General features: G+C 66.0%; 26 protein-coding genes and 1 tRNA gene. 17 read left to right on the top strand and 10 right to left on the bottom strand.

From position 1 onward, the window contains the following. Positions 1 to 16: 16 nt before the first annotated feature. Both SALA_RS16380 and SALA_RS03025 read right to left on the bottom strand, forming a co-directional pair. Positions 17 to 1,132: a hypothetical protein gene (locus tag SALA_RS16380; protein WP_049754580.1), complete on the bottom strand. Its 1,116-nt coding sequence runs from the start codon at positions 1,130 to 1,132 to the stop codon at positions 17 to 19. Continuing rightward, the gene (locus SALA_RS03025; protein WP_011540912.1) at positions 1,132 to 2,583 is read right to left on the bottom strand and encodes a glycosyl transferase family protein; all 1,452 of its coding nucleotides are present in this window, start codon (positions 2,581 to 2,583) and stop codon (positions 1,132 to 1,134) included. The genes SALA_RS16380 and SALA_RS03025 overlap by 1 nt, the downstream gene beginning before the upstream one ends. Before the next feature lie 109 nt (positions 2,584 to 2,692). On the opposite strand from SALA_RS03025, the gene nhaA reads away from it, so the two are divergent. The 5 genes from nhaA to SALA_RS03000 all read left to right on the top strand — a co-directional run bounded on the left by nhaA (position 2,693) and on the right by SALA_RS03000 (position 9,065). Continuing rightward, the gene (gene nhaA / locus SALA_RS03020) at positions 2,693 to 3,967 is read left to right on the top strand and encodes a Na+/H+ antiporter NhaA (protein ID WP_011540911.1); all 1,275 of its coding nucleotides are present in this window, start codon (positions 2,693 to 2,695) and stop codon (positions 3,965 to 3,967) included. A 9-nt stretch (positions 3,968 to 3,976) separates the two neighbouring features. Continuing rightward, entirely contained in the window at positions 3,977 to 5,329 is a 1,353-nt protein-coding gene (locus SALA_RS03015; RefSeq protein ID WP_011540910.1) for a hypothetical protein, read from the top strand. Positions 5,330 to 5,392: 63 nt separating this feature from the next. Beyond that, positions 5,393 to 6,136, top strand: coding sequence for a class I SAM-dependent methyltransferase (locus SALA_RS03010; RefSeq protein ID WP_011540909.1), 744 nt, complete (start codon positions 5,393 to 5,395; stop codon positions 6,134 to 6,136). A 191-nt stretch (positions 6,137 to 6,327) separates the two neighbouring features. Continuing rightward, entirely contained in the window at positions 6,328 to 7,362 is a 1,035-nt protein-coding gene (locus SALA_RS03005; protein WP_011540908.1) for a LacI family DNA-binding transcriptional regulator, read from the top strand. Positions 7,363 to 7,562: 200 nt separating this feature from the next. Beyond that, positions 7,563 to 9,065 carry an MFS transporter gene (locus SALA_RS03000; RefSeq protein ID WP_011540907.1) on the top strand — a complete coding sequence of 501 codons (1,503 nt, stop codon included), beginning with the start codon at positions 7,563 to 7,565 and terminating at the stop codon, positions 9,063 to 9,065. Between the two features lie 26 nt (positions 9,066 to 9,091). On the opposite strand, the gene SALA_RS02995 is transcribed toward SALA_RS03000, so the two are convergent. Continuing rightward, positions 9,092 to 9,643, bottom strand: a complete 552-nt coding sequence (locus SALA_RS02995; protein ID WP_202795311.1) for a TetR/AcrR family transcriptional regulator — start codon at positions 9,641 to 9,643, stop codon at positions 9,092 to 9,094. A gap of 103 nt (positions 9,644 to 9,746) precedes the next feature. On the opposite strand from SALA_RS02995, the gene SALA_RS02990 reads away from it, so the two are divergent. Further along, entirely contained in the window at positions 9,747 to 10,469 is a 723-nt protein-coding gene (locus SALA_RS02990; protein WP_011540905.1) for an MBL fold metallo-hydrolase, read from the top strand. 83 nt (positions 10,470 to 10,552) lie between these two features. Here SALA_RS02990 and SALA_RS02985 read toward each other — a convergent pair. After that, a tRNA-Arg gene (locus tag SALA_RS02985) sits at positions 10,553 to 10,629 on the bottom strand. Between the two features lie 74 nt (positions 10,630 to 10,703). Here SALA_RS02985 and SALA_RS02980 point away from each other — a divergent pair. Both SALA_RS02980 and SALA_RS02975 read left to right on the top strand, forming a co-directional pair. Beyond that, positions 10,704 to 11,453, top strand: coding sequence for a queuosine precursor transporter (locus SALA_RS02980; RefSeq protein ID WP_011540904.1), 750 nt, complete (start codon positions 10,704 to 10,706; stop codon positions 11,451 to 11,453). A gap of 3 nt (positions 11,454 to 11,456) precedes the next feature. After that, positions 11,457 to 11,828: a hypothetical protein gene (locus tag SALA_RS02975; protein WP_011540903.1), complete on the top strand. Its 372-nt coding sequence runs from the start codon at positions 11,457 to 11,459 to the stop codon at positions 11,826 to 11,828. On the opposite strand, the gene purQ is transcribed toward SALA_RS02975, so the two are convergent. Then, complete coding sequence (gene purQ, locus SALA_RS02970) at positions 11,790 to 12,455, bottom strand: phosphoribosylformylglycinamidine synthase subunit PurQ (protein WP_011540902.1); 666 nt, start codon at positions 12,453 to 12,455, stop codon at positions 11,790 to 11,792. The genes SALA_RS02975 and purQ overlap by 39 nt on opposite strands. 37 nt (positions 12,456 to 12,492) lie before the next feature. Beyond that, positions 12,493 to 12,723, bottom strand: a complete 231-nt coding sequence (gene purS / locus SALA_RS02965; RefSeq protein ID WP_011540901.1) for a phosphoribosylformylglycinamidine synthase subunit PurS — start codon at positions 12,721 to 12,723, stop codon at positions 12,493 to 12,495. Positions 12,724 to 12,903: 180 nt separating this feature from the next. Here purS and SALA_RS02960 point away from each other — a divergent pair, with 180 nt between their 5' ends. From SALA_RS02960 to SALA_RS02950, 3 genes are all read left to right on the top strand, one after another. Further along, entirely contained in the window at positions 12,904 to 13,077 is a 174-nt protein-coding gene (locus tag SALA_RS02960; protein WP_041383609.1) for a (2Fe-2S)-binding protein, read from the top strand. A gap of 100 nt (positions 13,078 to 13,177) precedes the next feature. Then, positions 13,178 to 13,660: a bacterioferritin gene (gene bfr / locus SALA_RS02955; protein WP_011540899.1), complete on the top strand. Its 483-nt coding sequence runs from the start codon at positions 13,178 to 13,180 to the stop codon at positions 13,658 to 13,660. Between the two features lie 321 nt (positions 13,661 to 13,981). Then, positions 13,982 to 14,401 (top strand): hypothetical protein, encoded by a 420-nt coding sequence (locus SALA_RS02950; protein ID WP_011540898.1) that lies wholly within the window; start codon positions 13,982 to 13,984, stop codon positions 14,399 to 14,401. Here SALA_RS02950 and SALA_RS02945 read toward each other — a convergent pair. The 3 genes from SALA_RS02945 to purC all read right to left on the bottom strand — a co-directional run bounded on the left by SALA_RS02945 (position 14,398) and on the right by purC (position 18,567). Continuing rightward, positions 14,398 to 14,658, bottom strand: coding sequence for a hypothetical protein (locus SALA_RS02945; protein ID WP_041383028.1), 261 nt, complete (start codon positions 14,656 to 14,658; stop codon positions 14,398 to 14,400). The genes SALA_RS02950 and SALA_RS02945 overlap by 4 nt on opposite strands. Positions 14,659 to 14,786: 128 nt before the next feature. Then, positions 14,787 to 17,678: a M16 family metallopeptidase gene (locus SALA_RS02940; protein ID WP_011540896.1), complete on the bottom strand. Its 2,892-nt coding sequence runs from the start codon at positions 17,676 to 17,678 to the stop codon at positions 14,787 to 14,789. A gap of 112 nt (positions 17,679 to 17,790) precedes the next feature. Next, positions 17,791 to 18,567: a phosphoribosylaminoimidazolesuccinocarboxamide synthase gene (purC, locus tag SALA_RS02935; protein ID WP_011540895.1), complete on the bottom strand. Its 777-nt coding sequence runs from the start codon at positions 18,565 to 18,567 to the stop codon at positions 17,791 to 17,793. A gap of 244 nt (positions 18,568 to 18,811) precedes the next feature. Here purC and SALA_RS02930 point away from each other — a divergent pair, with 244 nt between their 5' ends. Then, positions 18,812 to 19,735: a crotonase/enoyl-CoA hydratase family protein gene (locus SALA_RS02930; RefSeq protein ID WP_011540894.1), complete on the top strand. Its 924-nt coding sequence runs from the start codon at positions 18,812 to 18,814 to the stop codon at positions 19,733 to 19,735. Between the two features lie 177 nt (positions 19,736 to 19,912). Here SALA_RS02930 and SALA_RS02925 read toward each other — a convergent pair whose 3' ends face one another. Continuing rightward, positions 19,913 to 21,049 carry a DUF3667 domain-containing protein gene (locus SALA_RS02925; protein ID WP_011540893.1) on the bottom strand — a complete coding sequence of 379 codons (1,137 nt, stop codon included), beginning with the start codon at positions 21,047 to 21,049 and terminating at the stop codon, positions 19,913 to 19,915. An 82-nt stretch (positions 21,050 to 21,131) separates the two neighbouring features. Between SALA_RS02925 and SALA_RS02920 the strand changes: the two genes are divergently transcribed. The 5 genes from SALA_RS02920 to rsfS are packed head-to-tail and all read left to right on the top strand — an operon-like array spanning position 21,132 to position 24,051. After that, a complete protein-coding gene (locus tag SALA_RS02920) occupies positions 21,132 to 22,418 on the top strand; it encodes a glutamate-5-semialdehyde dehydrogenase (RefSeq protein ID WP_041383606.1) in 1,287 nt (428 codons plus the stop codon). A gap of 31 nt (positions 22,419 to 22,449) precedes the next feature. Further along, positions 22,450 to 22,722: a CopG family ribbon-helix-helix protein gene (locus SALA_RS02915; RefSeq protein WP_011540891.1), complete on the top strand. Its 273-nt coding sequence runs from the start codon at positions 22,450 to 22,452 to the stop codon at positions 22,720 to 22,722. Then, positions 22,719 to 23,006, top strand: a complete 288-nt coding sequence (locus SALA_RS02910; protein WP_011540890.1) for a type II toxin-antitoxin system RelE/ParE family toxin — start codon at positions 22,719 to 22,721, stop codon at positions 23,004 to 23,006. Before SALA_RS02915 ends, SALA_RS02910 begins: the two co-directional genes overlap by 4 nt. Continuing rightward, positions 23,003 to 23,656, top strand: a complete 654-nt coding sequence (locus SALA_RS02905; protein ID WP_011540889.1) for a nicotinate-nucleotide adenylyltransferase — start codon at positions 23,003 to 23,005, stop codon at positions 23,654 to 23,656. The genes SALA_RS02910 and SALA_RS02905 overlap by 4 nt, the downstream gene beginning before the upstream one ends. Further along, positions 23,653 to 24,051, top strand: a complete 399-nt coding sequence (gene rsfS, locus SALA_RS02900) for a ribosome silencing factor (protein ID WP_011540888.1) — start codon at positions 23,653 to 23,655, stop codon at positions 24,049 to 24,051. The genes SALA_RS02905 and rsfS overlap by 4 nt, the downstream gene beginning before the upstream one ends. Positions 24,052 to 24,096 lie beyond the last annotated feature (45 nt).

Here is a 24,096-nt window from a genome sequence, read left to right as displayed (position 1 = left end):
CTATTTTTCCAGGCGGTCAGAAGTCGGCGGCGAGCGTCAGTGCAAGGCCGCTTGCGGGCCGTGCGTCGCCCGCGATGCGTTGCCGCCAATCGAGCGCGATCCGACTGCCCTGCCCTGCTTCGGGCAGGCGCAGCGTCAATCGCGGACCGACATCGACCCGCGCCGCGCCGGGCTGCACCGCGCCTGCGGCCAGCACGCCGAGACGCAAGGATGCGTCGCCGCGCCCCAGCCCGCGGTCGATCACCACCGCACCATCGGCGAAACCATCGCGGCGGCGCGCGCCGACAATACCGGCTTGCCCATAGACATCCAGCCGGAAGCCCGCCGGAAGCCCGACCTCGGAAACCCCGCCGCTGGCCATCGCCGCGAGCGCGGTTCGGCCGTCGCGCCCGGCGGCGACGCGCTGTTCGATCGCCACATCGACCGGCATATCGGCGATCGGCGCGAAGGCCAGGCCGAAAGCCCCCTCGCGCTGGCCCGGCCGCTCGAAAGCCATCGTCGCCCGCGCATAGGCGCGCAACCGCCCCGTCGGACCAAAGCCATAGGCCAGCCGCACGCCGCCCTGGCTGCCGCCGAGCGAACTCGATACGCCGATTCGGCGCGGCGCCTCGTCCGATCCGTCGCGAAAATAGAGCCAGGTCGACGCCGACCATCCCGCCATCTGGCGTCCCGTCCAGACGGGCTCGGCCTGTGCGGCGGCGGTGTGGCGGGCGGCGACGGGCCGCCGTGGTTCGTCACGGCCGGTCGTCATCACATTGCTTCCCGGCGCCGGAACAAGCGAAACGGCCGGTCCCGCGGCGGCGCCATCGCGGCGATGGGGCATCCCCGTCCCGCGACCGGCCAGAGCCATCGCGGCGGACGCCCGGCGCAGCGGAAGAATGCCGACCTTCGTATATGCGGCATCGCGTCGTCGCCCGGCGGGCCGTGGCGGCGTCTCGGCACCGCGCATGGCAGACGAAAGCCCGGCATCCCGAACGGGGGAGAACGGCGCGGCCAACGGTGCATAAACGGTTGTCGGCGGTGGCACCGGGTTCCAGAGCATCATGATGCGCAGCAGAATCCATCCGCCGACGCATCCGAACAAGAAACGCAGCGCGGGCGCGTCGCGCCGCGCACCGGCCCGGCGCTTCATCACCGCATCGCCACGCGCACCGGCGCATCCGCGACCGCGAGGCCGGTTTCGCTGTGGTCGGTCTTGTCCCACACCACTTCGCCCGAGCGCAATATCCGCCAGTAAAGCAGCACGGAACGCCGTGCCGCGAGCATGGCGATGATGTTCGCCACAAAGGCACGCGGTACGGCAAACGACGCTTCGCGCCAGCCATGAAGGCGCGCGGTGAAATGGATACGCAGCGCCATGCGCCAGCCGAGAAGCAGCGCGTTTACGACGAGCAGCCATTGCAATGTCGGCCCCGGTTCGATCGCATTCCAGCCCAGCAGCAATTGTCCCGCCACCCCCGCTGCGACGAGAATGAGCCCCGCATAGGCGGCCAGCAGGATGAGCGCCGCGAGCGGCGCGCGACGGTCGCGCCAGAGCATCCAGCGCGCGAGCAGGTCGCGTCCCGTCGATCGTTGCTTGTGACCCAGGCGACAGCCGGGCCAACCCAGATGATCCCAGCCCGCCATTGCGATGCCGGCGATCCAGCGCGACTTTTGCCGAACCGCGGCGTCGATGCGGCCCGGAAACGCGCCCCGCGACACAATCCGGTCGCCTGCGGGATCGGCCGCATCGACGAAGCGCGCGCCGAGGCCATAGGCGCCGATCACCATCCCGATCTCATAATCCTCCGTCAGGCTGTCGCTCGAAAAGGGACACCCCCCTCGCTCCATCGCGAGCAGGGCCAACGCGCTGCGGGTCAAGGCGCAGCCGACGCCGGCCGAGGGCAGCGGCAGGCCAAGGCGCGAGCGCACCGGCATATCCTTGCCGTGCGCCTCGGCAAACTCATCCGCATAATGGCCGCCGATCCAGCGCGCACGCCGGTCGATTATCGGCACGACGGGAATCTGCACCATCGCATTATGAGCCAAATGCTGCCGATAGAGCGCAAGTTCGTGCCGATGGACATGATCTTCGGCATCGTGAAGCACGATCGCGGCAAAGCGCCGGGCCTCCACCCGTTCGTCGGCACAAAGCGCGGCCCAGAGCCTGTTCAGATTGTCGCCCTTGGTCGTCGGGCCTTCGCTCTCGCCGATCACCAGCCGCAGCCGCGCGTCGCGCGCGACCAATTGCGAGACGGCATAGATCGTCGCCGTGTCATTGGGATAGCATCCGACATAGAGCCGGAAATCCTCGCCGTCCCACGCGGCAAGGGTCCGGCAAAGCATCGCGGGCAGCGCCGCGGCCTCGTCCCACGCCGGCACGAAAATGGCGATACGCCCCTCAATCGGCGGCGCTCTCGCGGTTTCGCCTCGGCGCTGCCCGCGCGTCGCCAGCCACAGCGCGTCGAGCAACAGATCGTCGAGCCCGATCAGCAATATGCCGACCGATGCGAACAGCATCAGTTCGCGGCCCGCCCCCAGCACCAGCCATTCCAGCCACCCGGTCGATAGCTCCACTTGCCAGCCCCGCCCCACCGATGGCATGGCGCCATCCTAGGCAAGAGTGCTAATCAAGCGCCTCCGTTTGTAAAGCAGCGCATGCGCCGTTAAGCAATTGTCACAATAGTTGACGAACGAAGGAAATAGTCGACCCATGGCCCGCAGTTTTCCGCCCCCTTCCGCCTTACGCGATTTCCTCGAAAGCGAGAGCGCAGGCGGGATCCTGCTTATTTTCGCAGCCATTTTGGCAATGATTGTTGCCAATTCACCGCTGGCGACGCTGTATCACGACCTGATCCATGCCGTGACGGGACCGGTTCTGACCGACAAGCTCGGCCCGATGACGGTGCATCTTTGGATCAACGACGGGCTGATGGCGGTGTTTTTCCTGCTCGTCGGGCTGGAGATCAAGCGCGAGTTCGTCGATGGACGGCTGGCGAGCTGGGATCGCCGACGCCTGCCCTTCATCGCCGCCGCCGCCGGCATGGCGGTGCCCGCCGCGCTTTATATGTTTTTCGTCGGCGACGAGCCCGGTCTGGCGCAGGGCTGGGCGATTCCCGCAGCGACCGACATCGCCTTTGCGATGGGCGTGCTCGCGCTGCTCGGCAGGCGCGCGCCGACCTCGCTCAAGCTATTCCTCGTCACTGTCGCGATCGTCGATGACATGGGCGCGGTCGCGATCATCGCGCTTTTCTATACCGCCAAGATCAACCTGCTCGCGCTCGGCGCCGCGGCGGCGATCCTTGGCATCATGTTCGCGTGCAACCGTGGCGGCGTGAAGAACCTGCTCGTCTATATGGCGCTCTTCCTGCTGCTCTGGTATGCGATGCTGCTGTCGGGCGTCCATGCGACGATCGCCGGCGTGCTCGCAGCAATGGCCATCCCTTTCGAGCGCACGCCGGGCGCGCCCGACAGTCAGACCTCGCCGCTGCACCGGCTCGAACATGCGCTGCACCCGACGGTTGCCTTTGCCATCGTGCCGCTGTTCGGCTTCGCCAATGCGGGCGTCGATGTGCGTGCGCTGGGGCTCGACCAGCTCTTTGCGCCCCTGCCGCTCGGCATCGCCGCGGGATTGTTCCTCGGCAAGCAGATCGGCATTTTCGGCAGCGTCTGGCTGGCGGTCAAACTCGGCATCGCGGGGAGACTGCGCGGCGCGACCTGGCTCCAGGTCTATGCCGTCTCCATGCTGTGCGGGATCGGTTTCACGATGAGCCTGTTCATCGGCAGCCTCGCCTTTCCCGGCAACGCGCTGCTGATCGAGGAGGCGAAGATCGGTATCCTGATGGGATCGCTCGCATCGGCGCTCGTCGGCTTTGCCGTGCTGCGCCTCGCCCCGCTCCATCCCGAACATAATGCCGTCGAATCGGCATCGAAAGGCGAAATTGCCGTCGACGGCGACGTGCGCGACACGTCCGAAGCGGCCCGCTAGGCAAGCGATATGACAAAACTGCTCCCGCTTTCGCTGGTCGCGGCCACGATACTCGCCGGATGTGCCGCCGGTCCCGCCAAAGCGCCTTCGGGCGAGCCGGGGGTCGCGGCGCTCGACGTCCGCCGCACGGCCGCGGATGCCGCAGCGCTCGACGCGATCGCCGCCACCTACCTTCGCCTGTCGCTTGAAATCGGCACGCACGAGCCGGGCTATATCGACGCCTATTACGGCCCGGCCGAACTGAAGGCCGCGGCCGAAGCCAACCCGCGCGAAAAGGCGGCGCTGCTCGCCGCGACGCGCGCGCTGCTGGCGGAAACCGATCGCACCGCGCGGCGCCTGAGCAACCCGCTCGCCAGGCGGCGCGCGGCATTCCTCAGCGCGCAGCTTCGCGCCGCCGAAACGCGGCTGATGATGATGGACGGCACGCGCTTCGCTTTCGTCGACGAGGCCGAGCGGCTGTTCGGCGTGCGTCCGCAACTGAAACCGCTCGCAAGCTATGACACCGAGCTGGCGAAGATCGAAGCGCTCGTCCCGGGCAAGGGACCGCTCGCCGATCGGGTCGAGGCTTATCTCGACGCCTTCACCATTCCCAAGGACCGGCTGCGACCGACATTCGAGGCGGCCATCGCGCACTGCCGCAGACGCAGCCTCGCGCATATTCCGATGCCCGCGGAGGAGAGCTTTCGCCTCGAGTTCGTCACCGACAAGAGCTGGAGCGGCTATAATTATTACCAGGGCGGTTATCACAGCCTGATCCAGGTCAATACCGACCTGCCGATCCGCCTGTCGCGCGCACTCGATCTTGGCTGCCACGAAGGCTATCCGGGCCATCACCTCCTCAACATGAAGCTTGAGGAGAAACTGGTGAAGGAGCGCGGCTGGGCCGAGTTCAGCGTCTATCCGCTCTACAGCCCGCAGAGCCTGATTGCCGAGGGCAGCGCCAATTACGGCATTGATCTGTCCTTTCCGGGCGAAGCCAAGGCCGCGACCGAACGGGACATACTGATGCCGATCGCCGGGATCGCAGTGCCCGCCGACGACCGTTACTGGCAGCTGCTCGCAGCGATCAAGCGCGCGTCGGGGGCGCGGTTGACGATCGCGCAGCAATATCTCGACGGCGAAATCGACCGGTCAACGGCGGTGGCGCTCACCCAGAAATATCTGCTCGTCTCGCAGCCGCGCGCCGAACAGTCGGTGCGCTTTACCGAGCAGTATCGCAGCTATGTCATCAACTATGGCCTCGGCGAAGCGATGGTGCGCGCCTATGTCGAACGCGGGCGGCCGAGCCGCGACGAAATGTGGCGCCGCATGGAGCGGATCGTCAGCGAGCCGACGCTGCCGTCGGATTTGATGGAACGATAGCCGCGATATCCGTTGGAGCGGCGAACTGTTATAGCGGTGCGATACACCAGAGGAGTCGATGCCATGATCCGTTCGCTGACCCTTGCCCTGCTGCTCGCCGCGGGCCCGCTCGCCGCGGCGCAGACGGCCGCTCCCGACTATGCCGCGGCGCTCGCCGATCCCGCGCGTCCCGCCGCCGACCGGGCCCGCGACGCCGAGCGCAAGCCGGCCGAGCTGCTCGCGTTCGCCGAAATCGCGCCGGGCGAGAAGGTCGGCGATTTCGTCATGGGGAGCGGCTATGTCACGCGCCTGCTCGCCGCCGCGGTCGGCCCGGCGGGCAAGGTTTATGCCTTCCAGCCCGCCGAGTTCATCGCCTTCCGCAAACAATATGGCGACGACCAGGCAGCGGTCGATGCCGCCTATGACAATGTCGATGCGGTCGGCGGACCGTTCGCGGCGCCCGCCTTTCCCGAACCGCTCGACACGATCGTCACCGTCCAGAACTTCCACGATCTCTACCTCAAACCCTTTCCCGAAGGCACGGGCGCCAGGGGGAGCGCGGCGCTGTTCGCCGCGCTGAAACCGGGCGGCACGCTGGTCGTCGTCGATCATAGCGCGCCGGGCGGCAGCGGCACGGCGCTGTCCGACAGCCTGCACCGGATCGACAAGGCGGCGGTGGTCGCGGCGCTGACCGGCGCCGGCTTCACGCTCGAGGCCGAAAGCGACCTCTATGCCCGCGTCGACGATCCGCGCACCGCCAATGTTTTCGACGCGGCGATTCGCGGCAAGACCGACCAGTTCACGCTGCGTTTCCGCAAGCCGGGGTGACGAGCCGAAAGCTCGGGTCGGACGCGGGGGTCGACCGGCGTGCTTGGGCGCGAACGGCTGTCGCTGAAATGTCACAACGGCGCCATCGTTGCCCCGGCAATGGCTCCGGCCATTGCGCCGCCTCCGCCAGCCGCTTAAATCGGCGTATGATGGCCGGTCGCCACGGGGTGGCCGCGGCACAGGAGAGGAGCATGGGGCGTCCGCCCTCGGGCAAGCCGACCAGCTTCGACATCGCCTATCTGGCGGGCGTGTCGCAGCCCACTGTGTCGCGCGCGCTGCGCGGCAGCAAGTCGGTGAGCGCGGCGACGCGCGCCAATATCGAACGCATCGCGCGCGAGCTTAATTACACTGTCGACAAGAACGCCTCCAGCCTGCGGTCGCAACGCACCCACACGCTCGCTTTGCTCTTTTTCGAGGATCCGACCCCCGACGACTCGATGATCAACCCCTTCTTCCTGTCGATGCTGGGGTCGATCACGCGGCAGTGTGCGCTGCGCGGCTATGACCTGCTCATCAGCTTCCAGCAGATGCACAATGACTGGCACGTCGATTATCAGGACAGCCACCGGTCCGACGGCATCATCCTCCTGGGCTATGGCGACTATCAGCTTTACCGCGAGAAGCTCGAACATCTGGTCGCGATGGACACCAAGTTCGTGCGCTGGGGATCGGTGTCGGAGGATGACATCGGGCTGACCGTCGGATCGGACAATATCGGCGCGGGCGAGCAGGCGGGCGCACATCTGATCGAGATCGGGCGGCGGCGCATCGCTTTCCTCGGCGACGCATCGGATCATGCGCCCGAGTTCCACGACCGCTATCGCGGGCTGTGCCGCGCGATGCGCGCTGCGGGGATTGAGCCCGACCCGGCGCTGCAACGCAACGCCGTCTCGTCGGAAGCGTCGGGCCATGCCGCCGCCAAAACCCTGCTGGACAGCGGCGCGTGTTTCGACGCGATCTTTGCCGCGAGCGACCTGATCGCGATCGGCGCGATGCGTGCGCTGACCGAAGCGGGGCTGACGATGCCGCAGGACGTCGCGATCATCGGCTTCGACGACATTCCCGCCGCCAACCTGACTTCGCCGACGCTGACGACGGTGATGCAGGACATGAAGGGCGCGGGCGAGCTGCTCGTCGACGCGCTGCTCCGCCGGATCGACGGCGCGGAAGCCGAGCGGCGGGTGCTGCCCACGCGGCTGGTGAAACGGCAGAGCACGGCGGTTTGAAGGGGGCGGCGTTTTTTGGCGCCGCGGTCGATAATCCTCCCCATCGACTTGCGATGGGGAGGATCGGGCAGGCGCGCAGCGGCTCGGCCCGCCGCCACGTATTCGTATACGCAAGCCGCCAAGCCGCTTGCCCTGCCCGCCGCACGCTGCAACACCGGACACCATGAGAGCCGCGCGCGCGGCCCGTCGGGGAGAGACGCATGGACAAGCCGCGGCAGGGCTTTGCCGGCCTGTGGAATATCAGCTTCGGCTTTTTCGGCATCCAGATCGGCTTTGCGCTGCAAAATGCGAATATGAGCCGCATCTTCCAGTCGCTCGGCGAGGATATCGAGCGGCTGCCCGGTCTGTGGGTCGCCGCGCCGCTGACCGGGCTGCTCGTCCAGCCGATCGTCGGGCATCTGAGCGACAGGACCTGGCTCGGCCGCCTCGGTCGGCGCCGGCCCTATTTCCTGGCGGGGGCGATCCTCGCCGCGATCGCGCTGTTCGCGATGCCCGAAAGCCCGGCCATCTGGTTCGCGGCGGCGATGCTGTGGCTGCTCGACGCCTCGCTCAACATTTCGATGGAGCCGTTCCGCGCCTTTGTCGGCGACATGTTGAGGAAGGACCAGCATAGCGCGGGCTATGCGGTGCAGACCGCCTTCATCGGGGCGGGCGCGGTCGTCGGATCGCTGTTTCCCGCGGCGATGGAGGCGATGGGGGTCGCCAATGTCGCGCCGCCGGGACAGATTCCCGATACGGTCAAATATGCCTTCTGGTTCGGCGGCGCGGCGCTGTTCCTGTCGGTGCTGTGGACGATCGTGACGACGCACGAATATGACCCGGCAACCATGGCCGCCTTTGCGGCATCAAGCCCCGTGGCGGCCGCGCTACCCGCGCAGGACCTGGCCGCACGCAGCTATGGCACCGGCCTGGTCTGGATCGCCGCGGGCATTGCGGTCGCCGCGATCCAGCAGCATTTCGCGCTGCTGCGCGAGGTGCTGCTGCTCGGCGCGCTGCTCATCGCCTATGGGCTGGCGAGCATCGCCGCGATCGCGATGGCGCGGCGCGGACACAGCACCAATATGCTGGCGAGCATCATCGGCGATTTCGCCGGGATGCCGCTGCTGATGAAGCGGCTCGCGCTCGTACAATTCTTCAGCTGGTCGGCGCTGTTCATCATGTGGATCAACACGACGCCGATCGTCGCCCAATATCATTATGGCGCGCTCGACGCCGCGAGCGCCGACTATCAGGCGGCGGCGAACTGGGTCGGCCAGCTGTTCGCCATCTATAACGGCGTCGCGGCGGTGGCGGCGCTGACCCTGCTGCCGTGGCTGTCGCGGCGGCTGGGGCAGGCGCCAACGCACATGATCGGCCTTGGCTGCGGGGCGATTGGCTTTGCCAGCTTCTTCATGCTGCGCGATCCGGCGCTGCTGATCGTCAGCGAGATTTTCATCGGCATCTTCTGGGCCTCGGTGCTCGCCATGCCTTATGCGATCCTCGCGTCGAGCCTGCCGCAGGCAAAGCTCGGCATCTATATGGGATTGTTCAACGTCTTCATCGTGATCCCGCAGCTGCTCGTCGCGGCGCTGATGGGATCGGTGATGAAGGCGTTCTTCCCCGGCGAGCCCATCCATACGATGGCGTTCGCCGCGATCACGCTGCTCGTCGCGATCGCCGCCATGGCGCGCATCGTACCGATGCTCGCCAGGCAGCGGGGCTGATACAGCACCGAAACGCCCGGCCCGACTCAACCGTCGATCAGCATGATCGCATCCGCCATCAGCGCGGCCGCCTCGTCCGGGCTGCAGGAACCGGCCAGCGCGCGCCAGCAGGAAAAATCGAGCGCGACCCCCAGCAGGGCAGTCGCCCGCCTCCCCAAATCCTCGCCCATCACGCTGGCGGCGGCGGCGAACACCGGAGCCATCCGGAGGGCGACAATATGGCGCGTCGGATCATGATATTCGGCGTCGCGCAACACACAGCCCGCCTGCCCTTCGTTGCGCGCAAACCAGTCGTAGAATTGCGAAAGCCCCTCGCGGAGTCGCGTCGGACCCTTCGGCAGCGCGCCAAGCCGTGCGGGATCGGGCAGCGGGTCGCGTCCGAGCGCGGTCCCCGAACAGGCAAGCAGCAAATCCCACTCGTCCGGAAAATGCGCATAATAGGTGTGGCGCTGCACACCCGCCCTTTCGGCAATCTGCGCAACGGTCGTCCGCGCCGGACCGACGCTGCTGTGCAATTCGATCGCGGCATCGACGATCCGCTGCCGCGTGAGGTCGCGGGATTTTGCACGCCTTCCCAATCGGTAGGATCGTTTGGGCCGGTCATTTTGCTCAGGGGGATTTGACATGCTCCGTTTTTAGTTGCACATATGTGTGCAGTCAATTCCCAGATGGAGCGCCTATATGTCTGCCCAGACCACCGAGATCGCCGACGGCATTTTCCGGCTGTCGGTTTTCGTCCCCGACATCGAACCGCCGGCGGGCTTCACCTTCAACAGCTTCCTGATCCTCGATGACGAGCCGCTGCTTTTTCACGCCGGTCAGCGAAGCATGTTTCCGCTTTTTTCGGCGGCCGTCGAAGCGTTGATGCCACTCGACCGGCTGCGCTGGCTGAGTTTCGGCCATGTCGAGGCCGACGAATGTGGCGCGATGAATCTGTGGTTGCAGGCGGCGCCGCATGCGCAGGTCGTGCACGGCGAAACCGCCTGCTCGATCTCGCTCAACGATCTTGCGGATCGGGCGCCGCGCGTGGTGCAGGACGGCGAACTGATCACGGCGGGCCGACGCCGCATCCGCTATTTCGACACCCCGCACGTCCCGCATGCGTGGGAGTCGGGCGTGATTTTCGAAGAAACGTCGGCAACGCTGTTCTGCGGCGACCTGTTCACGCAGTTCGGATCCCGGGAGATGACGCGCGACGATATTGTCGCCGCTGCGATCGCCGCCGAAGACGCTTTTCATGCGACCAGCCTCGGGCTGGCCACGGCGCCCACCATCCGTCGCCTCGCCGATCTGCAACCGCGCACGCTCGCGTTGATGCACGGGCCGACATTTCAGGGCGATGGGGCGCACGCGCTGCGGCGACTGGCGGACTATTTCGAGGAAATGCTGCGTCAGCCGGCATGACCCTTTCGGCATGACCGGGACGGATGCCGACGCAGGCATTGGCATCGCAACGATGGGGCGACACGAACCCGCTGCGCTGAGTATGGCGCGCCCGGCAGGATTCGAACCTGCGGCCACCCGCTTAGAAGGCGGGTGCTCTATCCAGCTGAGCTACGGGCGCGCAGAGCCGGGTAACGACGCTCGCGCGAATAGCGTGGTTTGCGCGGGCTGCAAAGCAGGTTAAGCAGCGCGTCGATGACCGACACGCCCGCCTCGCCGACACCGCCCGTTCATGTGAACGCCGCGAGCGTCCGCCATTTTCGCTATTACGACCTGTTGATGGCGGCTTTTGTCGCCATCCTGCTCTTGTCGAACATCATCGGCGCGTCGAAACCGAGCTATGTCGTGTTGCCGGACGGCAGCGAATGGGCTTTCGGTGCGGGGGTGCTGTTCTTTCCGATCAGTTACATCATCGGCGACGTGCTGACCGAAGTTTACGGCTATGCCCGCGCGCGGCGGGTGATCTGGACGGGCTTTGCCGCGCTGGCCTTCATGGCGTTCATGGCGTGGGCGGTCGTGTCGCTGCCGCCCGCCGACGGCTGGCCGGGGCAGGCGGCCTATGAGTTCGTGTTCGGGAACAGCTGGCGCATCGTGCTCGCGTCGATGACCGCCTTCTGGGTCGGCGAGTTCGCCAACTCCTATGTGCTCGCGCGCATGAAGCTGTGGACGCGCGGGCGCTTTCTGTGGATGCGCACCATTGGGTCCACTGTGGTCGGTCAGGGACTGGACAGCCTGATTTTCTATCCGCTCGCCTTCTATGGGCTTGCCGGCTGGCCGCCCGAACAGCTGTATCAGGTCGTGCTGTCGCAATGGCTGATCAAAACTTTGTGGGAAGCGGCGCTGACGCCGGTAACCTATGTCGTGGTTGGTGCGTTGAAGCGGCGCGAAGGTGTCGACGTGTTCGACGAAGGCACCGATTTCACGCCCTTTGCCGCCAAGGTCTGACCCATGACGCTGATCGAAATTGCCGCCCTGTTCGTCGAACGCAAGAGCTGGATCGTCGCGGCGAGCGACCTCAGCAAGGATGCGCTGCACATCTATTTCGGGCTGGCGTTGTTCCTTGTCGTGCGCCTCGCGTGGCGCGGACGCGGCGGGTGGATTGCCGCATGGCTCGCGGTGCTGGCGATGGCGGGCGGCGGCGAGGCGCTCGACCTCATAGTCGAATATGGTGGATCGACGGTTCAGCCCGACACCGCGCACTGGCATGACATCTGGAATACGATGTTCTGGCCAACGGTGCTGGCACTCGTCGGACGCTGGCTGCCAGGGACCGATGCGGCGTCAGGCGAGGACGCCGAGCGCCGCCTCGAACAGGCGTAGCCCGTCGGTGCCGCCGTGCGCGCGGTCGATCGCGCGCTCGGGGTGCGGCATCATGCCGAGCACATTGCCCGCATCGTTGAGGACGCCCGCAATGTCACGCGCCGAACCGTTGACGCCGTCCAGATAGCGAAAGGCGACGCGCCCCTCACCCTCGATCCGGTCGAGCGTATCGGCGTCGGCGAAATAATTGCCGTCGTGATGCGCCACCGGAATCGCGATTTCCTCGCCCGCGCCATAGGCTGCGGTGAACAGCGACTGGCTGTTCTCGACCTTGAGCGGCACGGTGCGGCAGACGAAGTTGAGCCCCGCGTTGCGCATCAGCGCGCCGGGAAGCAGCCCCGCCTCGGTCAGCACCTGAAAACCGTTGCAGACGCCAAGCACCGGAACGCCGCGACCCGCGGCCTCGGCGACTGCGCGCAGGATCGGCGAACGCGCCGCCATCGCCCCCGAGCGGAGATAATCACCATAGGAAAAGCCCCCCGGCAGCGCGATGAAATCGGTGCCCTCAGGCAGCCCGGTCTCGCGGTGCCATACCATCGCGGGCGCCTTGCCCGTGACGGTCTCGAGCGCGACGGCCATGTCGCGGTCGCAGTTGGAGCCGGGAAAGACGATGACGGCGGTCTTCATGGGGCAGGCTCCTTGGCTTGGATCAGCTTGGCTCGGCTCAGGCGCGTTCGATGCGGTAGTTTTCGATCACCGTGTTGGCGAGCAACCTGGCGCACATGGCGTCGAGGTCGACGTCGCTCGTGTCGTCAGCGACGTCGAGTTCGATGAAGCGGCCTGCGCGCACGTCGGCAACACCCGTGAAGCCCAGTCCCTCGAGCGCATGGTGGATCGCCTTGCCCTGCGGATCGAGCACTCCCGGCTTGAGCGTCACATAGACATTGACTTTCATGGGGCGGACCTTTGCTTGGGAGGGCGTGACGATGCGCGCGCCTATGCCCGCGAATCACCTTTCGGGCAAGGGCCGTACCTGCGAAAAATATGCTTCTTCGGACTGCGAACCAGTCGCATCTTTCTTGTTGCGAATCTGTCGCACTATCTCTACATCGGGATTGTTGAGAAGGATTCGCACATGGTCGTCTGTGTCTGCAACGCAATAAGGGAGAGCCAGCTGCGCGATGTTGCGCGGAGCGGCCAATTGCGGTGCGCCAAGGCGGCCTATGCGCAATTGGGTCGCAAACCCAAGTGCGGCCAATGCCTGTCATTCGCTCGCAATATCATCAGCGAGGCGACCGCAGCCGCCTGATTTTTCGCAGATTTCTGCCATTTTCACCCTTGGCCTGGCGGGGTCCGGGGCGGTATGATGCCGCCGTTCCCACACAACAGAAAATGACAGGACTGACATCATGAAGGGCGACGAAAAGGTCATCGACTTCCTCAACGAGGCGCTGAAGAACGAGCTGACCGCGATCAACCAGTATTGGCTGCATTACCGGATGCTCGACAATTGGGGCGTCGCGCGCCTTGCGCATTTCGAGCGCGAAGAGTCGATCGACGAGATGAAGCACGCCGACAAGCTGGCGGACCGCATCCTCTTCCTCGGCGGCCTTCCCAATTTCCAGCTGCTCGGCCGCCTGCGCGTCGGCGAGACGGTCGAGGAAATATTGAAGGCCGACCTTGCGCTGGAAGAAGAGGCGATCCCGCTGCTCAAGGACGCGATCGCGCATTCGGAAAGCGTGCGCGACTATGTGAGCCGCGACCTGTTCGCCGACATCCTCGAAAGCGAGGAGCATCATGTCGACGAGCTGGAAAAGCAGTTCGAGATGATCGAGCGCATGGGCATCGAAAATTATATCCAGCTCCAGTCGAAGCCGGCCGGGGACGATTGACGCAATCTTTGCCCTCCCCTTCAGGGGAGGGCAGCGAGACTTGGCAGCTTGCTGCCTAGTCGCAGCGGGTGGGGGCCCGGCAAGAGCCGGGCCAAGTCTCACTGCCCCTCCCCTTAAGGGGAGGGGATTTGGATGGTTTTTCAGGGGCGCTTTCGGGCGCCTCTTTTTTCGCTTGTAATTGCGATTAATTCTCAATAGCACAATTGGGCAGTCCCCTCCTGCCGGCCGCTGCATCTTCAAGCTGCGACAAGGCGGCCGGCATCTTTTTCCGCTGCGATGCAGCGGACCGGCGGACTGCACCGGGCCGGGAGAGAGAATGTCATGCAAAGCCGCACATTGATCCGCCAGCTGACCGAGCAGCCGCTGGTGCGCGACCTCTCGGTCGATGCGGCGCAGGCGGTGCTCGCCTTGCGCTATTCGATCCTCTGTCGGCGCAGCGGCCGCGACCCGATGCCCGAACTCGAGCGGCGCTGGGGCAATATGCTGGCAGCGCGGCGCTTCCGGCTGGTGGTCGAGGCGATCGCCCATATCTGGCCAGACCCCTTTGCCGTCGCGCCGCCCTGCTGCCCGCGGCTCAGTTTCGACGAGGCGCTGCTCGCCGCGATGGTCGGAGCCGCGGCGCGCTGCGACCGCGTCGATTTCGACTGGCGAACCGCCGAAATGCTGGGCAGCGACGCGCGCGAAATGCTGTTCGCCGCGCTGGAGAATTTCATTCGGGCAAAGGCACCGGGGCGGGTTTAGGCGGCCTCAGACATCGAGATGCATTGGCGGATATAGTTGGCCTGATTTGTGGTGAGAGCCTGCGGCGATGAAACGGTGACGCGTCGCCTTGCCACATCATCGTCAATTGCAACCGCGATCCCGTTATATGTTTTGAATACGCGCCGCGCGGAATCCTCTTCGTGAGAGAAGAAACGTGGAAACGCGGCTTCATGATTTTGGCTGATACAGGTCGCAAGCGCGTCGATCGATGCACTGGACTCGAAGTGAGAGCTCATTGCGCCAGCCTCAGGACGAGCGCACGCCGAAATCGCCAGTGACGTGACGAGTAGAAGACTACCGATCCGCATGCTCCCAAGTCTAACGATGCTGACCATGTCTGCAACCGGTCGGGCACTAGGCTCGCTTATTTCCCCACCTTGTCGCTCACCGCCTTGATCACCAGCGCCTTGTCGTCGGTCAGATAGCGCTGCGCGAGCGCCTGCAACTCCTCAGGGGTCGCGGCCTCGACCTCGGCGATGCCGTTGCGGCTGCGGTCGAGCCGGTCGGCCTGGCTGGTCGCTTCGGCGACATAGTTCAGCCAATAGGCGTTTTCGCGCCGCGCCTTGGTCATCGCCTCGACCAGCGGGCGCCGCGCGCGGTCGACCAGGTCCGGGTCGGCGGGCGCATCGCGCAGTTCCTTTGCGATGGCAAAGATCGCCGCGCGCGTCGTCGCCAGATCCTTGTAATCGACATTGCTCGCGGCAAAGAGGTGGCCATAGCCCGGAAACTCGTCCGACAGGCTGGCGGCGGCACCGGGGCTGTAGCTTTCGCCCAGCCGCTCGCGCAGTTCCTCGGTCAGTTTGAGCTGCATCACGCGCGCCAGCAGGTTGAGCCGCATCGCCTCGGCCAGATCGCTGTCGTCGCGCGCGGGCCAATAGACGCGCAATTCGGCCTGCTCGGCTGGCCCCTTGTGGATCAGCGTGCGTTCGCTGCGGTCGGCGGCATAGTCGCGGACACGCGCCTCGCTACGCGGGTCGAAGGCGGCGCGGCGCGGCGGCAGCGCGCCAAAGGTCGCCGCAATGGTATCGATCGCCGCCTGCTCGCTTATGTCGCCGACGACGCCGATCTCGATCGCGCCGTGCGCGAGGCTGTCGGCGATCACGGGTTTGAGCTGCGCCCAGTCGAGCGCCATCACCTTTTCGAGCGGCGGGGTCTGCGCGCGCGGATCGTCGTTCGCGAGGATGCCGCCGACATCGCGCGCGATCACCGCCGCCGGGGTGGCGTCGTTCGCGGCATATTGTTGCGGCAGCACGCGGCGGATGAGCGCGAGCCCGTCGGCGCGGTAGCCGGGGTGCGTCAGATAGGCGGCGAGCAGCTTGGCCTGGAGCGCGAAATCCTCGGGCGAGGTCGTCGCCGTGCCGCCGAAGGCGTCGATCGCGGCGCCGAAGGCGGGGCTGACCGTCCTGCCCGCAAAGATGGTACGCAGATCATCGACGCTATGCGCCTCCAGCCCGCCGAGCATGAACGAGCTGGCGAGCGACACGCGCGTCGGATCGTCGCGCGTCGCGAGCAATGTTCCGCCGTCGACGCGCAGCGACAACAGCACGCGATCCTTCTGAAAATCGGTCGTCTTGACATTGAGCATGACATTATTGGCAAAGCGGATGCGGCGGATGCCCAGATCCTCGATCCGGTCGTCGGCGACGATCGTGCCCGGCGTGCCGAAATTGTCGTAGGCGAAGGCCGCGCTCGCGGCTTCGGCGGGCGGCGCGACCGCCACCTGCGTCGATGCACGCAGGCTGGCGAGGATCGCGTCGACGCCGCCGTCGATCGGCGCCTTCGCCGTCACGCGCACGAGCGGCGCGCTCAGCCCCTCCGTCCGCTTGCGGAACGCGGTGGTGATCGCGGCGGCGTCGAGCGACGGGGCCACCGACTCGAACAGCGCGAGGGCGGTTTCGGGACGGGTGAAGACCGCTTCGCCCCTGGCCGCGACGACCAGCGCGTCGGCAAGCGCCTCGCTGCGCCGCGTCGCCGCACCCGCCACGGCATTGCGCAGCGCGGTGCGCTGGTTGGCAATCTGTTCGGCGACCTCGGCCTCGGTAAAGCCATGCTCGAGCGCGCGCCGCCGCTCCTGCTCGACGATCGCCAGCGCCTCCCGCCACGCGCCCTCCCTGGCCACCGCGCCGATCGTCACCTGATCGAAGACCTTCCAGCCGTTCGCGTCCGACAGCGAGCCGGCGAGGATCGGCGAGTCTTCATCGAGCGCGATCTTGGCAAGGCGGCGACTGACGATCGCCTCGCCGATATTTTCGGCGATCAGGCGCGCGCGCTTCGCCCTGGTGTCGGGCTCGTCGACCCATGGGCGGAAGGCGGCGAGCGTCACCGAATCCTGGATCGCGGGATCGACGAAATCGTCGGCGGCCGCGGGACGGGCATAGTCGATGGCGCCGATGTCGGGATCGACCCCCGCCGGCCCCTTCCCGGTCCAGTCCGCAAAACGCGCCTTGATCTTCGCCTCGACCGCCGCGGGGTCGAAGTCGCCGACCATCACCAGCGTCGCGCGTTCGGGACGGTAATAGCGCTCGTAAAGGTCGCGCAGACGCGACGCGGGGGCGGTGCGGATCACCGCCTCGGTGCCGATGGGCAGACGGTCGGCGACAATCATGCCCTGCATCTGGAAATCGAGCTGGTCGACGATGTTGCGGAGTTGATAGGTGTCGCGCGCGCGCCGTTCGGAGAGGATGATGCCGCGTTCGCGGTCGATCGCGGCGGAATCGAGCGTCAGTTCGCTCGCCGTCTCGCGCATCAGCATCAGCCCGGTGTCGATCAAATCGTCGGAAGCGTTCGGCAGGTCGAGCTTGTAGATGGTCTCGTCGAACCCGGTCGAGGCGTTGGTGTCGGCGCCGAACGCCAGCCCCTTGCGTTCGAGCAGCTTGATCATCTCGCCCTCGGGCACGTTGGTCGATCCGTTGAATGCCATATGTTCGAGGAAATGGGCGAGGCCGCGCTGGTCGTCGGCCTCGGCAAAGCTGCCGACATCGAGGCGCATCCGGATGACGACGCTATCCCTGGGCGTGCTGTTTTTCAGCAGCGCATATTTCATGCCATTCGGAAGCACGCCAAAAATCGTTCCGGGATCGACCGGCACGTCGCTCGCGGCGAAGTTCCATGCCCTTGCGGCGTCGCCTTGCGGATTGACCGCGGCGGTCGCCGCGGGCCGTTCGACCTCCTTGGCAAGCAGCGGCGGCGAGCAGACGGCGAGAAGCGCGAAGGGTAAGAGCGCGGTGGCGGCGCGCCGGAGAATAAGGCTGGTCATGGCGCCGTTCTGGCGATCATTGCGTCCGCGTCAAGGCGGAGGCCTTGGCAACGATGGTGAACATACTCCTATCGTCATCCCGGCGAAGGCCGGGATGACGGATAAGGCGGACTCAACCCTTTTTCTTGCGGTGGCTTTCGAGGTCGAGCACGGCATTGTCGCCGCCTTCGGGCAGCAGGCCGAGGCGGCGCGCGACTTCCTGATAGGCTTCGACCTCGCCGCCGAGGTCGCGGCGGAAACGGTCCTTGTCGAGCTTTTCGTTCGTCGTCATGTCCCACAGGCGACAACCATCCGGGCTGATCTCGTCGGCGAGGATGATGCGGCTGAAATCGCCCTCGTACAGCCGCCCGAACTCCAGCTTGAAGTCGACGAGGCGGATGCCGACCGCGGCGAACATGCCCGACATGAAATCATTGATACGGATCGCCATGTCCTGAATGTCGTGAAGCTCGTCCTGGCTGCACCAGTTGAAGCAGGCGATATGCTCCTCGGCGACGAGCGGATCGCCGAGCGCGTCGTCCTTGTAGCAATATTCGATGAGGGTGCGGGGAAGCTGCGTCCCCTCCTCGATCCCCAGCCGCTTCGACAGCGTGCCCGCCGCGACGTTGCGCACGATCACCTCGATCGGCACGATCTCGACCTGACGGATGAGCTGCTCGCGCATGTTGAGGCGGCGGATGAAATGCGTCGGCACCCCGATATTGCCGAGCAGGGTGAACACATGCTCCGAAATCCGGTTGTTGAGCACGCCCTTGCCATTGATCGTCCCGCGCTTCTGCGCGTTGAACGCGGTCGCGTCGTCCTTGAAATACTGGATCAGCGTGCCCGGTTCGGGGCCTTCATACAGGATTTTGGCTTTGCCTTCGTAGATCTGGCGGCGACGGGCCATGGCGGTCAACTTTCTGTCGGAAGCAAATGAATGGCCCCGGCGGTGGCGACTCACGGGGGAGGCGCGGCGCCGGGGCGGTTGCGGCGCCTATAGCGGCAAAGACCCGGCGCGTCATCCCTCGCTTCTCTCCATCCTTCTCCCATCGGGCGAAGGTTGGGGAGCGATCACGCCTTACGTTTACGTAAAGTGCTTGCGTTCAGCGGCCGAGCTTGCAACCCTGCCGGCGACCGAAGGAGAGAGATGGATGAGCTTCGACCAGATTCGCCTCGACCGCCACGAGGGCATCGCGCTGCTGACCTTGCACCGCCCCGACCGGATGAACGCCTTTACCACCCAAATGATGCTGGAGATCGTCGCCGCGCTCGACGAATGCGACGCCGACGACGGGGTGCGCGCGGTGATCTTCACCGGGTCGGGCGAAAAGGCCTATTGCGCCGGCGCCGATCTGGGCCAGGGCGCGGCGACCTTCGATTATGACAAGCGAACCGACAAGGCGGCGATCCTGCCCGACGGCTTCCCCGCCAGCCCGGTGGCCGAAGACGGCACGATCGACTGGTCGCACCCGCTGATCCGCGATTCGGGCGGGCGCGTGTCGATGCGCATCTTCGACGCCAAAAAGCCCGTGCTTGGCGCGATCAACGGCGCCGCGGTCGGCATCGGGGCGACGATGACCCTGTCGATGGACGCGCGCCTCGCGAGCGACACCGCGCGTTACGGCTTTGTCTTTGCGCGGCGCGGCATCGTCCCCGAAGCGGCGTCGAGCTGGTTCCTGCCCCGCCTCGTCGGCATCCAGACTGCGGTCGACTGGTGCTTTTCGGGGCGGCTGATCCCGGCAGCGGAAGCGCGTGAAAAGGGCCTTGTCCAGTCGATCCACGCCCCCGGCGAGCTGGTCGACGCCGCGATCGCCAGGGCGCGCGAGCTGACCGAGCATAGCGCCCCGGTGTCGGTCGCGCTGACGCGCCACATGCTCTGGCGGATGCTTGGCGCGCCGCATCCGATGAGCGCGCACCGCTGGGACAGCCGCGCGATCTTTGCCCGCGGCCGCAGCCCCGACGCCGCCGAGGGGGTGTCGAGCTTCCTCGAAAAGCGTCCCGCCAATTTCACGGCGAGCGTTGCGAACGACTATCCCTGGTTCGCCGAGTTCGAAGAGGCGCCGCCCTATAGCTAGGATCAGGACATCCGTTTGCCGCGCGGCGCCGGGAAGCCCGGCGCCGCGAGTCCTGCCGTCCCAAACCGGATCAGCGGGCGCCGGTCGATCGCTCTCCAGGCCGCGTGCGTCGCCATCCTCCTCCTTGCCGGGAATCGCCCCTGCCGCGTCTGTGTCCGCCGATCGTTACGGGCCTTGTTAGCCGCTGATGCCGAGCGCGAGCAGCAACAGCATGAACCAGATAAGCGTGAACAGGCTGAAAAAGAGCAGCAGGTTGGCGCGCACAAAGGCACCGAAGCGCGACGAGCGATAGGCGCCGCGCAGCTGACGATACATGTGGAAGGGCACATAGAGCATCGCAAGAAAGGTCGCTACCTCGCCGAAAATCGTCACGTTCAAAAGCCGCACGACAACGAAGAGCAGCAGCATGAACGAAATCGAATAGGTGACGAAAACGAAATGGTCGTAAGCGTGGAAGCGCCGACTGAAGGGGTAGAGCAGCCACAGGAAGGGCAGCGACAGCGGGATCAGCGCCCAGGCGAACTTATAGGCGTTCGCCTGAAGTTTGTAGAGAACCAGCGCCGGGTTTGCGAACGCCTTTTTGAGGCCATTGTCGATGAAGGGCACCCCGGTATCGATCTTGTTGCGCGAGATGAAATCGGCGCTCGTCGCCACCTGGTCGCGCGGATCGTCGAGCACCGGCGGTCCTGCGGCGCGATCGGCCCTTCGCTCGCTCTGGCTGCGCGCGCGCGCAACGCCCAGATAGGTGGCGCTTTGCTGGAGGATATTGCGCTCGGCTTCGAGCGCGCGGCGCCGGTCGTCCGCCAGCCCCGCTTTCGCAAGCTCGCCGTCGATGCGGTCGACCTCCATCTGGATGCTGTCCTTGACCGCGGTGGTGCGCGTCTGCTCGTCGGCCGCCTTGCTCAGCGCGGCGCCGAATTCGCCACCGCTACCGATCATCGCGAGCACGGCATAGGTCAGGAACACCGCGAAGAGGAACAGCGCCAGCGGCGAGATGAAGCGCGCACGCTCGCCGTGGATATAGCGGCGGGTCAGGTCGCCCGGCCGCCATGCAAGCAGCGGCAGCGTGTTCCAGATCTTGCCTTCGAAATGGAAGATGGCATGGACCAGATCGTGCCCGATCGCGCCGAAGCTGCGATGCACCTCGGCCCGCTGCCCGCAACGATGGCAATGCGACCCGGCGAGGCTGGTCCCGCAATTGAGACAGCGCAGCGGCGCATTGGCGCGCTCGGCGCCGCCATGCGCCGATTCGACCGCGCGCGCCGCCAGCCCCGCGGTCACCGCCGCCCCGATCCCTTCGATGTCCCCGTTCATGCGCCCCTGACTAGTGGCCCGAAGGGTACCACGCAACGGGGCTTTCGGCAGGTCGGCGAAACATGATAGAGGCGGTTCGATGATCACCGAAACGCTCACCGCTTCTTCCGCGCGGCCCGGCGAGGCCGCGGCGCTGATCGCCGAGATGGGCGCGCGCGCGCGCACCGCCGCGAAACGGCTTGCACAGACACCGACCGCCGAAAAGGCGGCAGCGCTGAAAGCCGCGGCAGGCGCGATCCGCGCGCGATCGGCGGCGATACTGGCGGCCAATGCCGAGGATATGGCGGCGGGGCAAACCAACGGCCTGTCGGGCGCGATGCTCGACCGGCTGCGGCTCGACGAGGGGCGCCTTGCGGCGATCGCCGACGCGATCGAGGCGGTCGCGGCGCTGCCCGATCCGGTCGGCCGCGAGATCGACCGCTTCACGCGGCCCAACGGACTGGAATTGAGCCGCGTGCGCGTCCCGCTCGGCGTGATCGGCATTATCTATGAAAGCCGCCCCAATGTCACCGCCGACGCCGCGGCGCTCGGGCTGATGGCGGGCAATGCCGTGATCCTGCGCGGCGGCAGCGAAGCGGTGCATTCGAACCGCGCGCTTCACGCCGCCTTCGCGGCGGGACTCGTCGAGGCGGGCCTGCCCGCCGATGCCGTGCAGCTGGTCCCGACGCAGGACCGCGCCGCGGTCGGGGCGATGCTGCGCGCACAGGGGCTGATCGACATCATCATTCCGCGCGGCGGCAAGGGGCTGGTCGCGCGCGTGCAGGATGAGGCACGCGTGCCCGTTCTCGCGCACCTCGACGGCATCAACCATCTCTACATCGACGGAGCCGCCAACCCCGCGAAGGCGGTCGAGCTGGCGGTGAATGCCAAGATGCGCCGCACCGGCATCTGCGGCGCGACCGAGACGATCCTGATCGACCGCGCCTACCCTGCCCCGCTGGGCATTGTCGACGCGCTAATCGCCGCGGGCTGCGAAGTGCGCGGTGACAGGGATGTCGCGGCGCTCAGCCCGCATGTCGAGTCCGCGAGCGCCGGCGACTGGGATACCGAATATCTCGATGCGATCGTCTCGATCGCCATGGTCGACGGCCTCGACGGCGCGCTCGCGCACATCGACGCGCATTCGAGCCGCCACACCGACGCGATCGTCACCGAGGATGCCGCGACCGCCGAGCGTTTCCTGACGGGCGTCGACAGCGCGATCGTCATGCACAACGCCTCGACGCAATTTGCGGATGGAGGAGAGTTCGGGCTGGGTGCCGAAATTGGCATCGCAACCGGACGCCTCCACGCGCGCGGGCCGGTCGCGCTGGAAGGGCTGACGACGTACAAGTGGCTGGTGCGCGGGAGCGGACAGTTGCGGCCTTGAGTCGTTTGTATACAAATGATATGTGCACAGCATGGATGCTACGACGCCGATCACGACGCGGCTTGACGCCGTAACCCTGGAAACGCTCGACAGATTGGCGGAACGCTATGATCGCTCGCGCTCGTGGCTCGTTGCGCAGGCGGTTCGACAGTTTGTCGAACGCGAAGCCGAGATGCTCGCAATCATCGAGGAAGGCGAGCGATCTGCCCGCGAGGAGCCGCTGATCTCGCACGAAGAGATGAAAAAGCTGATCGCCGCGAAGCGCGCCGAACTCCGTTCAAAGCACGATAAAGCGACAGCGTGATCAATGTCCAATGGTCGCAGGCAGCGACCGAAGACCTCTTGAACAATGCCGACGGCCTCTATCTGGTCGATTTCGATCTCGCGGACGCGTTGCTGTCCGAAGCCGAGCGCGCGAGCGACTTTCTGGCGCTTACACCGCGCGCCGGTTCGCTGGTCGATGCACATGGTCTGCGAAAATGGCGTTTGGGCCAGCTTCCATTTGCCCTACTGTATGATGTGAATGCGGAACGGCTCCTCGTCCTTCGTGTCGTCCATTTGCGCAGCGACTGGCAAACCCTCCTGTGATCCCCACCGGTCTCCTGGGCGGCAGCTTCAACCCTGCGCATGGCGGGCATCGCGCGATCAGTTTGAACGCGATCGATTCGCTGCACCTCGACGAACTCTGGTGGCTCGTCTCGCCGGGCAATCCCTTGAAGCCGAAAGCAGGCATGGCGCCCCTCCCCGCGCGGCTCGCCTCGGCGCGGCGCATGGCGCGGCGCGCGCCGATCCGCGCGACGGGAATCGAGGCCGAGCTTGGCACCCGCTACACGATCGACACGCTCAAAAAGCTCGTCCGCCGCTATCCTGACCGCCAGTTTATCTGGATCATGGGCGCCGACAATCTGGTCCAACTGCCCCGATGGCGCGACTGGCGGGGCATTGCGCGTTTGATGCCGATTGCGGTTATCGCGCGTCCGGGCTATAATGACCGTGCCCATGCAAGACGTGCGATGGGATGGCTTCGGCGCTTTGTCCGGCCCGCAGACCAGAAAAGCCATTGGACAGACTGGAGACCGCCCGCCCTCGTGTTCCTGCGATTTTCGCCCGATGTGCGATCCGCGACTGCGATGCGGCAGGCCAACCCCCGCTGGTTCGAACGCTATGAAGGCCGCGCGCTGCGCGATCCGGTCACACGTTCGCGGCTGGTGGAACCGACCAAGAAAGGACGCATTTGATCTCCGCCACCCAGGGGGCCGCGCCGGGCGCCGCTCCTGCCAATGACAGCGTGGACGCGCTCCACGCGCTGATCCTCCACCAGCTGGACGAGGACCAGGCCCAGGAAACCATCTCGATCCCGCTTGCCGGCAAGAGCAGCATCGCCGACCATATGGTGATCGCGAGCGGCCGTTCGACGCGCCACGTCTCGGCGATTGCCGAAAAACTGGCGCAGCGGATCAAGCAGGAAGCGGGCCGTCCGGTTCGCGTCGAAGGGCTGCCCAACGCCGATTGGGTGCTGCTCGATGCGGGCGACGTCATCGTCCACCTGTTCCGTCCCGAGGTTCGCAGCTTCTATAACCTCGAACGCATGTGGTCGTTCGGCGACGCGCCGCCGGTCGCAGCCGCGAATTGACGTTTTTGATCTGTTCGGCCTAAAGCCCGACAGAAGCGGCACCAG

It is taken from the genome of Sphingopyxis alaskensis RB2256 (assembly GCF_000013985.1).
GTDB classification, from domain to species: Bacteria; Pseudomonadota; Alphaproteobacteria; order Sphingomonadales; family Sphingomonadaceae; genus Sphingopyxis; species Sphingopyxis alaskensis.
This window is presented reverse-complemented; position numbering and strand designations above follow the sequence as displayed.